The 14,769-nt window shown below is 41.8% G+C and carries 13 protein-coding genes; 9 read left to right on the top strand and 4 right to left on the bottom strand.

Features of this window, described 5'->3' with window-relative positions:
* Positions 1 to 25: 25 nt before the first annotated feature.
* On the bottom strand, positions 26 to 1,255 hold the full coding sequence (locus N6B01_RS00455) for an MFS transporter (protein ID WP_262079400.1): 1,230 nt from the start codon (positions 1,253 to 1,255) through the stop codon (positions 26 to 28).
* A 302-nt stretch (positions 1,256 to 1,557) separates the two neighbouring features.
* Between N6B01_RS00455 and N6B01_RS00450 the strand changes: the two genes are divergently transcribed.
* Entirely contained in the window at positions 1,558 to 3,129 is a 1,572-nt protein-coding gene (locus N6B01_RS00450; protein WP_410007270.1) for a phospholipase D family protein, read from the top strand.
* Between the two features lie 125 nt (positions 3,130 to 3,254).
* The gene (locus tag N6B01_RS00445; RefSeq protein WP_262079398.1) at positions 3,255 to 3,788 is read left to right on the top strand and encodes a metallophosphoesterase; all 534 of its coding nucleotides are present in this window, start codon (positions 3,255 to 3,257) and stop codon (positions 3,786 to 3,788) included.
* Between the two features lie 6 nt (positions 3,789 to 3,794).
* Here N6B01_RS00445 and N6B01_RS00440 read toward each other — a convergent pair whose 3' ends face one another.
* Together N6B01_RS00440 and N6B01_RS00435 are read right to left on the bottom strand one after the other, a co-directional pair.
* A complete protein-coding gene (locus N6B01_RS00440; RefSeq protein WP_262080682.1) occupies positions 3,795 to 5,111 on the bottom strand; it encodes a bifunctional folylpolyglutamate synthase/dihydrofolate synthase in 1,317 nt (438 codons plus the stop codon).
* Between the two features lie 107 nt (positions 5,112 to 5,218).
* Positions 5,219 to 7,018 (bottom strand): ABC transporter transmembrane domain-containing protein, encoded by a 1,800-nt coding sequence (locus N6B01_RS00435; protein WP_262079397.1) that lies wholly within the window; start codon positions 7,016 to 7,018, stop codon positions 5,219 to 5,221.
* A 155-nt stretch (positions 7,019 to 7,173) separates the two neighbouring features.
* On the opposite strand from N6B01_RS00435, the gene rpmE reads away from it, so the two are divergent.
* From rpmE to rplS, 4 genes are all read left to right on the top strand, one after another.
* Entirely contained in the window at positions 7,174 to 7,395 is a 222-nt protein-coding gene (gene rpmE / locus N6B01_RS00430; protein ID WP_182418387.1) for a 50S ribosomal protein L31, read from the top strand.
* A gap of 335 nt (positions 7,396 to 7,730) precedes the next feature.
* The gene (gene rimM / locus N6B01_RS00425) at positions 7,731 to 8,321 is read left to right on the top strand and encodes a ribosome maturation factor RimM (protein ID WP_262079394.1); all 591 of its coding nucleotides are present in this window, start codon (positions 7,731 to 7,733) and stop codon (positions 8,319 to 8,321) included.
* A 23-nt stretch (positions 8,322 to 8,344) separates the two neighbouring features.
* Positions 8,345 to 9,043, top strand: a complete 699-nt coding sequence (gene trmD, locus N6B01_RS00420; RefSeq protein WP_262079392.1) for a tRNA (guanosine(37)-N1)-methyltransferase TrmD — start codon at positions 8,345 to 8,347, stop codon at positions 9,041 to 9,043.
* 179 nt (positions 9,044 to 9,222) lie between these two features.
* Positions 9,223 to 9,609: a 50S ribosomal protein L19 gene (rplS, locus tag N6B01_RS00415; RefSeq protein WP_182418384.1), complete on the top strand. Its 387-nt coding sequence runs from the start codon at positions 9,223 to 9,225 to the stop codon at positions 9,607 to 9,609.
* Between the two features lie 94 nt (positions 9,610 to 9,703).
* On the opposite strand, the gene N6B01_RS00410 is transcribed toward rplS, so the two are convergent.
* The gene (locus tag N6B01_RS00410) at positions 9,704 to 10,612 is read right to left on the bottom strand and encodes a DMT family transporter (RefSeq protein WP_262079390.1); all 909 of its coding nucleotides are present in this window, start codon (positions 10,610 to 10,612) and stop codon (positions 9,704 to 9,706) included.
* Between the two features lie 211 nt (positions 10,613 to 10,823).
* Between N6B01_RS00410 and N6B01_RS00405 the strand changes: the two genes are divergently transcribed.
* From N6B01_RS00405 to N6B01_RS00395, 3 genes are all read left to right on the top strand, one after another.
* Positions 10,824 to 12,254, top strand: coding sequence for an aminotransferase-like domain-containing protein (locus N6B01_RS00405; protein WP_262079388.1), 1,431 nt, complete (start codon positions 10,824 to 10,826; stop codon positions 12,252 to 12,254).
* A 266-nt stretch (positions 12,255 to 12,520) separates the two neighbouring features.
* Complete coding sequence (locus N6B01_RS00400) at positions 12,521 to 13,519, top strand: complex I NDUFA9 subunit family protein (protein ID WP_262079386.1); 999 nt, start codon at positions 12,521 to 12,523, stop codon at positions 13,517 to 13,519.
* Positions 13,520 to 13,716: 197 nt separating this feature from the next.
* Complete coding sequence (locus N6B01_RS00395; RefSeq protein ID WP_262079384.1) at positions 13,717 to 14,757, top strand: 3-carboxy-cis,cis-muconate cycloisomerase; 1,041 nt, start codon at positions 13,717 to 13,719, stop codon at positions 14,755 to 14,757.
* Positions 14,758 to 14,769 lie beyond the last annotated feature (12 nt).

Below are 14,769 nucleotides of genomic sequence, written 5' to 3'. Positions count from 1 at the left end.
CCAATTTGAAAATGAGCCAAATGTTCTATTTTTTATTTACCAATAAAAGCATATTGCCCAAAGCACAAAGAATAAGCACAAAAGCGGTAATAAAAAATACTGGCTCCATACCAAAATAGCCCCCAATATAGCCCCCCATTAACGGCCCTAAAACCTGCCCAACATATTGGCAAGAAACCGATAGACCTAGCACGGTTCCAAGCTTATCATCACTAATATTTTGCCGTAAATTAGCGGTAATGCATGGAATAAGTCCGCCTAAAGCAACACCTAAGAAAAATCGTAAAATTGCAAGCTGCAAGGGTGAGGTAACAAAGGCCTGCGGAATAAGCAAAAGCCCAGAACAAAGTATGGCGATAATCAAAACCGGTTGATAGCCAACTTTATCGGCAAGGCTACCTAATCGTTTAGCTGATAATGCACTACCAAGGGCCGTCACCGACATAATAATACCAGCCCAAAAAGTCACGCCCTGTAAATGAGATTGTTGCAAATCACCAACATCAACAGTCATTAATTGTTGAACATAAAGAGTAATAATTGGCTCAATTGACATATTTGCAAACATCAACAACATTGCGGTGGTCAAAGCAATAATCACCGGTACAGTCATAACGCTACGCCAAGGTTTACTTTGCGCTTTATCTGGTACTTCACGTTTTTGAAATAGGCTTTTATTTTCTCTTAACATGAATGTCGTTACCAAAAAGGTAATAAATATAACCAAACCAACAACCCAAAAAGAAGCTCTGATGCCAATATAAATTGGTAAAATACCACCAATTAATGGCCCTAAGAAATTACCAGCCATAATACCTGATGAAACAAGGCCAATCGCCCATCCGGTTTGATCGCGCGGTGCTTGTGTTGCAGCTAAGATAGCTGCACCAGAGGCATAGCCGCCAGCAAGACCAGTTAAAAGCCGCAAGAAAAATAACTGCTCGATAGATGTTGCCATGCCCATTAAAGCAATGGAAATTGCCATGCCAAAGCTTGCCCGCACCAACATCAATTTGCGGCCATAAAGATCACCAAGCCGCCCCCAAAGTGGTGCGACAAGAGCTGCGGCAAAATAGGTTATACCATAGGTAATACCTGACCATGACGCAATGGAAGATGGTTTATCAACACCAAGATCAGCAATATAGAGCGGCAATATTGGCAGCAGCAATGTCATACCGACAATGGTGGTAAAAGCACCAAGGGTGACGATAATAACATTGCTTTTCCAATAAGGGTCGGCTTGCGCGCTCATTTTTATCTCTATCTTGTTGTTGCCATGTCTTGATCGTTAAAAACTGCGATGCAGTTTTTGTAACATTTGCATTAGCAAATGTGCTGTGCCGCAAATATGATTTTTTCATTTTTACATGCAGGATAATATGACAGTTAATTTTCAAAAATCTTTTAATAGGCTTCATTGATAAGTCTATGGTTCATACATAAATATGTCATGAACTTCAAATAATTATAACTGATATGAATGTGGTTGTTTTAGCAGAATTCCAATAAAACCATCAAGGGAGTTTTCATCATTTGGAGCAAATGGATAGCATATTGGACTTTTTAAAAATATTTTTGCTGATTGTAATTATTATTGCACTCGCGTCCATTCTTGCCGTCTATACTTATGGTCGCTTTGCTAAACAAGCACGCGGCGAACCCTCTTATGCTTTGCCTTTGGAAGAAAATGCAACCCAGATAGATCAATTGGTGCAAAAAATTGCCCATGAGCGTAATGGCCTCGGCGTAAGTTATAATGCCCTGTCGCTATTGATTAATAATCTTGATGCTTTTGCCGCCCGCGTTCTTGCAGCGCGCATGGCAGAGCGCAGCCTTGATATGATGTATTATATTTGGGACGATGACGTAACGGGGAGGCTCTTGCTTAACGAAATTGTTGAAGCGGCAGATCGCGGTGTCAAAGTGCGGCTCATTCTGGATGATATTAATGCGCAAGGTCGTGATCGCGCTTATGTAGCTCTTGACCAACATCAAAATATCGAAATCCGCATGTTTAATCCTTCGCGTACCCGTCAAAATGGTTTGCAACGTGGATTAGAAATGGCCCTGCGCGCCTTAACTGTAACACGGCGTATGCATAATAAGGCTTTTATTGCCGATGGTCGCCTTGCCTTTGTTGGGGGACGCAATATTGGTGACGCCTATTTTGGTGCGGGGCAGAAGTCTAATTTTCGTGATCTTGATCTCATACTCATTGGGCCAGAGGTACGCAATGCTGAAAGCATTTTTGATACATTTTGGAATAGCGAAGTGGTTTTGCCAATCCATGCCCTAACCCTACCGCGCACGCTTAAAAATCCCGATAAATGGAAAACAAAATTGCGGCTTTTCCGTAAATCGGCAAAGGCTCGCCCCTATCTTGATTATTTGCACCATCATTTGGGACTTCATCATTTTTTAGAAAAAAATGGTCGTCTCATTGCGGCCGATATGGTGAAAGTCATTTCAGACCCACCAGAAAAAGCCCTTAATAAAGGCGCAGATAATTGGCTTATGGAAATTTTAATGCCCTTTATCAATGAGGCAAACACCAATTTACAAATAACATCGCCCTATTTTATTCCAGGTGTTGCAGGCAGCGAGCATTTAACCAAAATTGCAGCTGATGGTTGTGATGTGCAAATTCTCACCAATTCCCTATCAGCAACCGATGTCGCTGTAGTGCATGGCGGCTATATGTGCTACCGCAAAAAACTATTAAAAGGCGGCGTTAAGCTTTATGAGTTAAAGGCCGATAGTGGTCATCACCATTTGCGGCTTTTTGGTTCAGGCCATGCAAGCTTACATACCAAAGCTTTTTTGATCGACCGTGAGCGTGGCTTTGTTGGCTCATTCAATTTTGATCCACGCTCGGCATCGCTTAACACCGAAATGGGCATTTTATTTGATTGCCGCGAAATCGCTATCATGATGGATCAACTTTTTTGCGAAGAAATCAATGATGATATGAGCTATGAAGTGATGCTTGATAAAAAAGACCGTTTAAATTGGCATGACATTGAAGATGATAAGCTTGAGATTTATAAACACGACCCCAAAACATCAATTTGGCGGCGACTTTTTGTGCAGCTTATTAGTTGGCTGCCGATTGAATCGCAATTATAGTATTGTAATTCTAGTTTTGTCGACTTGCTTAAAATATCAAGCATCTGTGTTTGATTAATGCAACAGCCATTTTTTTTATCAAAGTGCGCATTGTGAGCCGCTATTTCCTGTGATAAAATTGCGCCATGAAACATTGGTATACTGCCGACCCGCATTTCGGCCATAAGAATATTCTTCATTATTGCGATCGCCCCTTTGAAAATACAGATGATATGGATGCCGCCTTGCTGCAAAATCTGCAAGACTGTGTCATGCAAGACGATCATCTTTGGATCATTGGCGATTTTTATTGCGGCAAGAAAAACAAAGATGCCGCATTATTAAATGCCCTTTTCAACTCTATTCCCGGGCAAAAACATCTCATCATTGGCAATCATGATCACAGCAGCGTCAAGCGCCTGCCATGGGCAAGTATTCATGATCTTTTTGAGCTGAGTGATGGTGAAACAAAATTAGTGCTTTGCCATTATCCACTTTTAAGCTGGAACGGCGACCACCATGGTAGCTTACATCTTTTTGGTCATGTCCATGATAAGTGGCAAGGCACCAATAAAAGCATCAATGTCGGCGTTGACTTATGGGATTATAAGCCAACAGATCTTGAGGCGATAAAGCAACGCACCAAAACATTGCCGCCGTTAAAGCTTTGGAGCAAATAAGTCATTCTAGAGCGGTGGTGTGCCATTTTGGTCTAAGGCGTCACCTGCAAGATAAAGCGAGCCGCAAATCAAGATAAGGCTGCGTTTGCTTTCATCATTTATAGTTGCAATTTCCTGCAAAGCTTCATCAATCGAACCAGTTGCTGTTGCATCAAGCTTAGCAGCTTTTGCCATTGCAGCAAGATCCTTTGAATCAATACCCGCATCGGATGATTGCACCGGCACAGTAAAGACCTTTGGCGATAGGCAAGCAAAATTTTCAAAATAGGATTGGCTATCCTTGGTGTTGATCATACCAGCAATGAGATAAAGCCGATCATATTGATTGCTCATAATTTTCTTTAATGCCGCAACCGTAACTGCGCCAGCTGCAGGATTATGACCGCCATCTATCCAAATATCGCAATTTTTTGCAGCATGATCGAGCAATGCACCTGATACTAATTTTTGCATTCGCCCCGGCCAATAAACATGACGTAAAGCGTTAGCAATTTGCTCATCTTGAATTGCAAAGCCGGCAACTTTTACCGCTTGAATAGCACTAGCCGCATTTTGAATTTGATAAGCACCATTTAATTGTGGCAATGGTAAATCAATCAAGCCTTGTTCATTTTGAAAAGCCATGCGCCCATGTTCTTCATAAGCGGTAAAATCTTGGCCAAAAATATAAGTCGGTGCGTGATTTTTTTGGGCAATAGTGGTTAAAACATCTAAAGCCTCATCGCTTTGTTGCGCGCTAATCACCACCGGACATTTTTTCTTGATAATGCCAGCCTTTTCACCGGCAATGGCAGCAATTGTATCACCCAAAAAGGCTTGATGGTCTAACGATATTGGCATAATCAGCGAGACGGCTGGGCTTGCGATGACATTAGTGGCATCAAAACGACCACCCAATCCCACTTCCAATATAATTGCGTCGGCAGGATGCTCGGCAAAAAGCAAAAAGGCAGCGGCAGTCAATATTTCAAAAACAGTAATCGCTGCACCAGCATTTGCCGTGCCAATACGCTGCAAAACATCGGCTAAAACGGCATCATCAACAAATTGGCTACTTGTTTTTTGACCATTTTGGCTTGCACGCGTATTTTGCGCAAGGCGATAACGCTCATGCCAATGGACAAGATGGGGAGACGTATGGACATGGACACCATAGCCGGCTTCTTCCAATAGCGATCTTAAATAGGCACTGGCAGAACCCTTGCCATTAGTGCCAGCAATATGGAAAATTGGCGGTAATTTATTTTGCGGTGAACCTAATTTTTCTAAAAGCTCACTAATGCGCCCTAAAGACAAGTCAAAGCCTTTGGGGTGATGGCGCATAAATTCTTTGATAAGATCATCAGCCGTTTGACACGTTGTCATATTTTATCTCTTAAGCAAGCAAAACTATAAATTTATAATGGTGAATAGAAGCCTAAATTTTTGCATTAGACATGGTTTGAAAACTGCAAATGGGCTAAACGGGCATAAAGACCAGACTTTTCAACCAGTTCTTCATGCTTTCCTTGTTCAACAATGTGACCATTTTCCATAACCATAATGCGATCAGCTTTTAAAACGGTCGCAAGGCGATGGGCAATGATCAATGTAGTGCGCCCTTCCATTAATTTTTCCAGTGCTTTTTGCACCAGCATTTCACTTTCTGCATCAAGGGCTGAGGTTGCTTCATCTAGCAGTAATATTGGTGCATTGCGCAAAATAGCACGCGCAATGGCAATGCGCTGCTTTTGCCCGCCTGACAAAGTAACACCGCGCTCGCCAACTTCCGTATCAAAACCATTGGGCAATTCATGAATAAAATCATAAGCATTGGCAGCACGCGCTGCATTCTCAATCTCCGCCATACTGATATCAGGGCGGCCAAAGGCAATATTATCACGCATTGTACCATCAAAAATAGCAACATCTTGTGGAACATAAGCAATATGGTCGCGTATATCAAAAGGATCGGCTAGGGTAAGCTCTTGGCCATTTATAAAAATCTTACCGCTTTGTGGATCATAAAAACGCAACAAAAGCGCAAAAATTGTGCTCTTACCAGACCCCGATGGCCCAACAAAGGCTACATTTTCACCCTGCTCCACTGCAAAACTCAAATGATGAGTGGCTTGGAAATCCGGTCTTGTTGGATAGGTAAAGGAAACATCATCAAAACGCACACTGTCGCCCATATCCTTGGCAATGGCGCGCGCATTTTGTGCCTTGGTAATATCAGACTTTTCGCCCAATAATTCAGCAATACGTTCAGCCGCGCCCGTTGCTTGGGCAAGTTCGGCGCCAACTTCGGATAATTGCCCAAAGGAGCTTGCCGCAAAAACCGCATATAGCACAAATTGACCTAAAGTGCCGCCACTCATTTTACCGGCAAGCACGTCATTAGAGCCAATCCACAAAACAGCAACGACGCTACCAAAGACGAGAAAAATAGCAAATCCGGTTAAAAAAGCCCGCGATTGCACCGATTGGCGCGCTGCATTAAACGCCTTATCAACCAATTTCTTAAATTGCGATGAAACAAAATTTTGCGCATTAAAGGCTTGTACGGTGCGGATTGCCGCAATTTGCTCACCCGCCAAAGCATTAGCTTCCGCTAGCCTATCCTGTGCTTTACGGGTTCGTACACGCACTTTGCGGCCAAAGGCAATAAGCGGAATAACAATGATGGGAATGGTGATTAATACCAGTGTTGATAATTTCGGGCTGGTGATAATCATCATAATCACAGCGCCCACCGCCATAATAATATTGCGCAAGGCGACAGACACGCTAGCACCCACAGCGGATTTTATTTGGGTTGTATCGGCTGAAAGGCGCGAGACGATCTCGCCAGAATGAGAGCGATCATAAAAACCCGGCGACAAATCAACCACATGAGAAAAAACATCACTACGTAAATGATTGACGACTTTTTCACCAAGGGTAATAACAAAATAATAACGCGCTGCAGAGGCAAGACCTAAAATGGCTGCTAAGGCTAGCATCATGACAAAATAGGAATTAATCATTTCGCCGCTGCTATCGGAAAAACCGTGATCCAGCATACGACGAATGGCAATAGGTAATGCCAACATAACAAGAGCTGCAACAATTAATGAAATAAGTGCGCCCAAACAAATGCCGCGATTGCGCTTGATATAGGGGAAAAGTACCTTTAACGGTCGCGTCTTTTTACCATTTTTTTGGTTTTTACTGTTTTTTTCATCTTTTTTGCCGCGAAATAATGCCATTTTACTTTGTGCCCTTGTTATCGTCGTCATGCTGATGTATAGGCAGAATCTGATTTTTGAAAGCCTGTAATGTTAGATAGGTTTTCTTTAGCAAAAGATTAGTTGGTTCGCACCCCTCAAATTGGGATTAGCGGAATAAAGTTCAGGAAACGATAATGAAAGCTGACATTCATCCAAATTATCATGCCATCAAGGTTGTTATGACCAATGGTACAGAATACATGACCCGTTCAACATGGGGCAAAGAAGGCGATACTCTTAACCTTGATATCGATCCAAATTCTCATCCAGCTTGGACTGGTGGATCACAGGGTCTTGTTGACCGTGGTGGCCGCGTATCCAAGTTCAAGAATCGTTTTGGCAATCTTGGTATCTAAGCCTTTGGCGGATTTTTCAATTAAGTTACTGATATTTAATTGAAATATTTCCCTTTCTAATTCTTCTTTTGTGTTTTATTTTTAAAATATAATAAGGATATTTTAGACAATTTAAAAAAGCCGCGCATTGCGCGGCTTTTTAATTATTATTTCGCATAATAAAATTTAAAAATTAGCTCAGTGTAAAATACAGGGCATAATTATAGTGATAAGTTTAAATAAATCGTGGTATATTTTATGTTATTTATCCACATAAAACATGAAAAAAGCCATTTTATTTTTAAGACGTTTTTTTAAACATCCTCCAATAAGTCAAAATGAGGTTTGGATAAATCATGGTAAAGCTCAATAAGCCAGTATTACTAGCCCGAATCGGTGCGGCCCATGGCATTAAAGGCGAAGTGCGTATAAAAAGCTTTACAAGTGACCCACTTGCCTTGGGTGATTATGGGACACTTTATGATGCTAATGGCAACAATATCAAAATTTTGTCCCTGCGCCCGCAAAAAGATATGCTCGTTGCTAGGCTTGCCGGTATTGATAGCCGTGAAAAGGCCGAAAGTCTTAATGGCAAAGAAATCTTTGTTGAGCGCGATCAGTTACCTGCAGACCTTGAGGAAGATGAATTTTATCTTGAGGATCTCATCGGTCTTGCAGTCCATGATCTTGACAATACGCCAATTGGTAAAGTGCGAAGCCTATATAATTTTGGTGCCGGCGATCTTATTGAAATGAGTGATAAAACCGGTAAGCTCGTCTTTATTCCTTTTACTCAAGCAGCGATTCCAACTATTGATATTGCTGGCGGTAAAATCATTATAGACCCCGTTCTTGCCGGATTGGTGAGCGAAAAAGAAGATGAATTTACCGATGCAGAACTTGCAGAGGCACAAAAATTAGCCAATAGCTCACTTGCTAAAAACTAACCTTCAATAGCGGATCAATTGTTATGGCCTTTAATGCGCATATTTTAACGCTTTATCCTGAAATGTTTCCGGGCTTTCTTGGTCAATCATTAGCCGGCAAAGCATTGCAGCAGGAAATTTGGTCGTGCAACCCAATACAGATTCGTGATTTTGCAACAGGCCGTCACCGCAATGTTGATGATACACCGTCAGGCGGTGGCGCAGGCATGGTGATGAAAGCGGATGTTTTAGCAAGTGCGATTGATTCGACCCCTGCCGATTTGCCGCGTTTTTTAATGAGCCCACGCGGTAAGCCATTTAATCAAGCCATGGCGCATGAAATTGCCTCCCTTGATGGCGCAACCTTTATTTGCGGCCGCTTTGAAGGTGTTGACCAAAGGGTCATTGACCAGAGGAATTTGCAAGAAATATCAATTGGTGATTATATATTATCGGGCGGTGAAACCGCAGCTTTGGTTATTCTTGACGCAATTATCAGGCTTTTACCCGGTGTTATGGGCAATATGGAATCAGCAAGTGTTGAAAGCTTTGAAGCCGATCTTCTTGAGCATCCCCATTATACTAGACCACAAGAGTTTGAAGGCATTGCCATTCCTGATGTTTTAACCTCTGGCAATCATAAGGCGATCAATGCTTGGCGCCAACAGCAGGCCGAAAATATTACCCGCGAGCGGCGACCTGACCTTTGGGATAAATATTGTAAAAATACGAGTAAAGCTTGATTTATCACCTTTGCTAGTGTAAGGGCTACTCACAAGTTTTAGAAATCTATTTTCTAGATCCTTAAAATCAATAACGAGATTATCCGCTCCTGCCAATTGGCATAGTTTGAAGATAAATATTTATCAAACAAGTGTTTGGGCGTTCTGGCTTGTTGAGAAGAACAAGAAGGTCTTACATTATGACAAATATTATTGCTCAGATCGAAGCTGAACAATGTGCAAAGATTGAAGCAAAGCGCGTTTTGCCTGCTTTCCAACCTGGTGACACAGTTCGCGTTCTCGTACGTATTACTGAAGGTACACGTACCCGCGTACAGGCTTATGAAGGCGTTTGTATCGCCCGTAAAGGCGGCGGCTTGCAAGAAACATTTACCGTTCGCAAAATCTCTTTTGGTGAAGGCGTTGAACGTGTATTCCCAGTTTATTCTCCACTTGTTGAAGGTGTTGAAGTTGTTCGTCGCGGTAAAGTTCGTCGTGCGAAGCTTTACTACTTGCGCGGCCTAACTGGTAAGGCTGCTCGTATTGTTGAGAAAAAAGACAATCGCAATAAAAAAGCTGCAAAATAAGCTTTTATAAAGCTAAAATAAATAAAAAAGCCGGATAGTTTCTATCCGGCTTTTTTATTGGTTGATTATAAACTGTCGAAGAATATTAAACAGATTAGGCGAAGCGCCTTGCACCAAATACGCAGCCAATAACACCAACAGACACAACAACCATCATTAAATCAACATGTTCATGCAAGATAACTGCTGATAATATCATACCCATAAAAGGCTGCAATAATTGCAATTGACCAATTTTAGCAATACCGCCTTCAGCCAGTCCCTTATACCAAAAGAAAAAGCCGATAAACATTGAAAATAGGCTAACATAGGCAAGGGCAAGCCAACCATTTATTGAAATAGCGCTAAAATCACTAGGGCGAAATACAATGCTTAGAACAATCATTAATGGCAGCGATATAATTAAAGCATAAGAGATAACCAAGGGGCCACCAAGGCGGCGAGACAATTTAGCCCCTTCCGCATAGCCAAGGCCGGCTGAAATTATTGCAAGGATCATAAAAATATCGCCCATCGGCGCGGCTGAAAAGCCTTGTAATAGTGAGTAAGCAACAATGCACAAACTACCAATAATCGCAAACAGCCAAAATATTGGCTTGGGCCGCTCGCCTGCGCGCAATACTGCAAAAATTGCCGTCATCAACGGCATGAGAGCGGTAAAAACTAAAGAATGTGCGGACGTTGTATATTGGAGTGCAAGGGCTGAAAATAAAGGAAAGCCTACAACAATGCCAAGAGCGGTTAAAATAAGACTAAAGACATCACTTCTTTGTGGTAGTTTAGCTTTAAGCAAATAAACCACTAAAATTGCACAAATACCGGCAATGGTGGCACGCGCCGTGGTTAAAAAATAAGGATTCATATCCAAAACACCAATGCGAGTGGCAGGCAAGGAACCTGCAAAAATTGCCACCCCTAAAAAGCCGCTTAAATAACCATTGGACTTCTTAGATTTTGTAACGGTTGAACCAACATTGGTAATATGAAGTGAAGCATCAGACATTTTCTTGCCCTTATAAATTTTATGATTTGCAATTCGCTGATGAAAATTTGCCATTTTAACAAAATATCAGCGTTATTTTCTTTGTTTTTAATCACTATTGCGCAAAATCACTAGATACAGTACAGTACAATTTAATTAAACTGTACCGTTAAAAATATAAGTACAGTTATAAAAGATAGATCACTGAACCACAGGAAAAGGCTAGCGACGAATGAGTGTCATGGCAAATATGGTTGATAAACAAAAAACAGCGCCAATAACACGGGTTGAATTTGTGATGGCTGAGATCCGAGAGCGTATCGCGACCCGCCATTTAGCGGCAGGTGAGCGTTTGCCCTCTATCCGTGGTTTTGCAGAAAAAATGGGCGTTTCCAAATCAACCGTGGTTGAAGCTTATGAGCGGCTTTGTAATGAAGGTATTATACGCGCCAAAAAAGGTGCTGGATTTTTCGTATCTGGACATAATGAGCCGCTTGACCTTGCACAGATGGGGCCGCAGCTTGATCGTATGATTGATCCCCTATGGGTATCACGCCAATCGCTTGAAAGTGGTACAGAATTCTTAAAACCAGGATGCGGTTGGCTGCCAAGTCACTGGTTAGCCGAAGAAATTCTAGCTAAACCATTACGCCAAATTGCTCGCGCCAAATCAACCGCTATGACTAATTATGGACCAGCACAAGGTCATATTGGTTTGCGCACACAAATTGCTCGCCGTTTAACCGATTATGGTATTGAGGCGTCGCCCGACATGATTTTACTAACTGATTGTGCGACAGGATCACTGGATTTACTGTGCCGGCTACTTTTGGAACCAGGTGATACTGTTCTTGTCGATGATCCATGCTATTTTAATTTTCTAGCCACCTTACGCGCCCACCGCGTAAAAACATTTGGTGTTCCCTATTTAAGTGATGGCCCTGATGAAACAGTTTTTGCCCAATTGGTGAGTGATCATAGCCCTAAATTATATATTACCAATTCTGCTATGCATAATCCAACCGGAGCGATTTTGTCACCGCTCAAAGCCCATCGCATTTTAAAGATCATTGAAAACAATCATATGATGGTCATTGAAGATGACGTTTTTGCCGATTTTGAATATGAACCGGCGCCGCGTTTTTCAGCCTTTGATGGTTTAAAACAAGTCGCATTAACCGGAAGTTTTTCTAAAACTATTTCAGCATCAATGCGCTGTGGTTATATTGTTGCACCCAAAGATTGGATGAGCAAATTATCGGATTTGCGTATTGCAACGGCCATGGGTGGTATTAATTTTGCCGGTGAAGTCATTTATCAAATATTAAAAGATGGCAGTTATCGCCGCCATTGCGATAATTTACGCGGCAATCTTGCCCGTCTTACTTCGCGACTATTACCGCGCTTTGAAAATATGGGCTTTAAAATTGCCATTAAACCGCAAGCAGGCATATTTATCTGGGCGCAATTGCCCAATGGTCTCGATAGTGCCGATCTTGCTCAAGATGCTTTAAAGCAAAATATCATCCTTGCCCCCGGCAATGTATTTTCACTATCACAAACAAAATCTGATTTCATGCGCTTTAATATTGCCCAAAGCGATGACGAAAAAATTACGCAATATTTGCAAAATTGGTTGCATAAAAATCGGCATAAGCAATAAGGGAATCATTTATCTATTGAGCATATAGATAAGTTAGATTTAAACGGCTAAACTTTCGTGCATTTTGATGGTAAAACATTTTTTGACGAAAAATTATCGTTTAGCAGTAGAGTTTGCGTGAAGAGACTTGCGTTCATCCAAAAAAGGTATAAATCATTAGACCAATTCCAAAACAAAGCGGACATTTTGATTTATTTATGCTAGATTAGATCAAATGCATAATAAGCATATAAAATACTGGTAACTTAAAAAAGCTGGAGAGCGAGATGGATCTACGACCTGATCTTTACCAACACCCTAAATTAATTACTGTTTTTGGTGGTTCGGGTTTTGTTGGGCGACATGTGGTTGAAGCTCTTACCAAGCGTGGCTATCGTGTGCGCGTTGCAGTACGCCGCCCAGAACAAGCCTATTATATGTTGCAAATTGGTGAAGTCGGCCAAACTCAAATGCTTAAAACCAATGTGCGCATTCGTGAATCGGTTGCTCGTGCTTTGATTGATGCTGATGCAGCTATTTTTCTGCCAGGCGTTATGTTTAATGCTGGCAAAAATAACTTTGATAATGTTCAACTTGCTGGTGCAAAAAATGTAGCCGAACTTGCTCAAAGTGCTGGTATTCCACTCATTCATTTATCAGCTTTAACAGGTAATGCGCCGCAATCATTAGATTATGTACGCACAAAGTATGAGGGCGAGAAAGCCGTTCGCGAAGCGCATCGCGATGCAATTATCTTGCGCCCATCGGTTATTTTTGGGCCTGAAGATAATTTCTTCAATAAATTTGCTGATATGGCTCGTTTTTCGCCGTTCTTGCCTATTTTTGGGGGCGGCATGAATAAAATGCAACCAGTCTATGTTGGTGATGTTGCTGAAATGATTGCTCGCAGCATTGATGGTCAAATTGAAACGGGCAAAACCTATGAATTAGGTGGCCCTGAAGTCATGACGTTCCGCCAAATTATGCAAGAAGCCCTGCATGTTATTCGCCGCAAGCGTTTGCTTCTTTCAATCCCCTATAGTCTTGGCATATTAATGGGCGGTGTTTTTGGCTTGCTTGCAAAAATTCCGCTTATGCCTAAAATTGCAACGGCAGATCAAATCAAAATGTTGAAATTTGATAATATTGTTTCAAGTGAAGCAATAGCCGAAGGCCGCACCTTAGAAGGCGTGGGCATTAAACCACGCGCCATTGAAGCGATTTTAACTAGCTATTTATGGCGTTATCGGATTCATGGTCAGTTTTCTAAAGTGACCGCCCGCTAGACATTTTTATGTGCAATTTTTCTATAAAAGGGAAAGGTTTTATAACCTTTCCCTTTTTGCTTTTACAAATGAAATTTTACACTTAACTATAACGGCAGGGTTATATTATCAATTGAATTAGTCATTTTACTTAAAATCTAATCTGCGTTTAAATGAAATATTAGAAATAATTCAAAACATCAAAAAGGGGCATCAAAGTGCTGGTTGATGATCTGGTTAAAGATACAGAAATAGCCGCATTTTTTACCAAAAAGGCTGAAATTGCTGCAATGGTAAAGGTGGAATTTGCCCTTGCCAAGGCGCAGGAACATTACGCGCTTATTACAGAGGAAGCCTTGACGGTCATTGATGATGCTTGCCAAACATTTAGCCCAGATTTAAATGGCTTTGCGGCTGCCATGGCAAAAGACGGCGTTGCTGTGCCTGAATTATTGCGACAATTGCGCCAAAATATCGCGCCGCAATTTCAAAAATTTTTGCATCTTGGCGCAACCAGCCAAGATATTATAGATACTGGCTTGATGCTGCGTCTAAGAAATATTTTGGATATTTTTGAACAGCGCATTAAAACCTTAATTGCATTGCTTGCTGATTTGCAAATCCAACAGGGCGCAACGCCGCTTATGGCGCATACCCGCATGCAGGTGGCTTTGCCGTTTACGGCTTTTGACAAAATTCAGCAATGGAAGGCGCTATTGCAAGATATTTGCGCTGATTTTGGTTTTTATCGACAAAAAATCCTGCGTTTGCAGCTTGCAGGCCCAATTGGTAATGGCAAGAGCTTTGATGGCAATGTTTCGCAGATTGCTAATTTTATGGCGAAGGATTTAGGGTTGAGCTTGCAACATTCTTGGCAAAGCGACCGTAAACCGATTATTGACGTGGGTCATTTTTTAAGTCTTATCAGTGGTGCCCTTGGTAAAATTGGTCAAGATATCGCTTTGCTTGCCCAAAATGAGGTGGGAGAACTCGTTTTACAAGGCGGCGGCGCGTCCTCAGCCATGGCTCATAAGCATAACCCAATTGCGGCTGAAACCTTGGTGGCTATTGGACGCTTTAATGCAGGACTTATGGGGGCGCTTCATCAATCGATGATACATGAAAATGAACGCTCTGGCGCTGCTTGGACATTAGAATGGTTGGTTTTACCACAAATATGCCAAGCCAGTGGTGCAGCGCTATTATTAGCGGCGGAGGTATTAAATGGAGCAAAGTTTATCAATACAGTAAAGTCATAATATCATTTGGGA

Source organism: Bartonella sp. HY406 (assembly GCF_025449315.1).
Lineage (GTDB): Bacteria > Pseudomonadota > Alphaproteobacteria > Rhizobiales > Rhizobiaceae > HY038.
The sequence above is the reverse complement of the archived record's forward strand: the minus strand, read 5'-3'. Positions and strand labels throughout refer to the sequence as shown.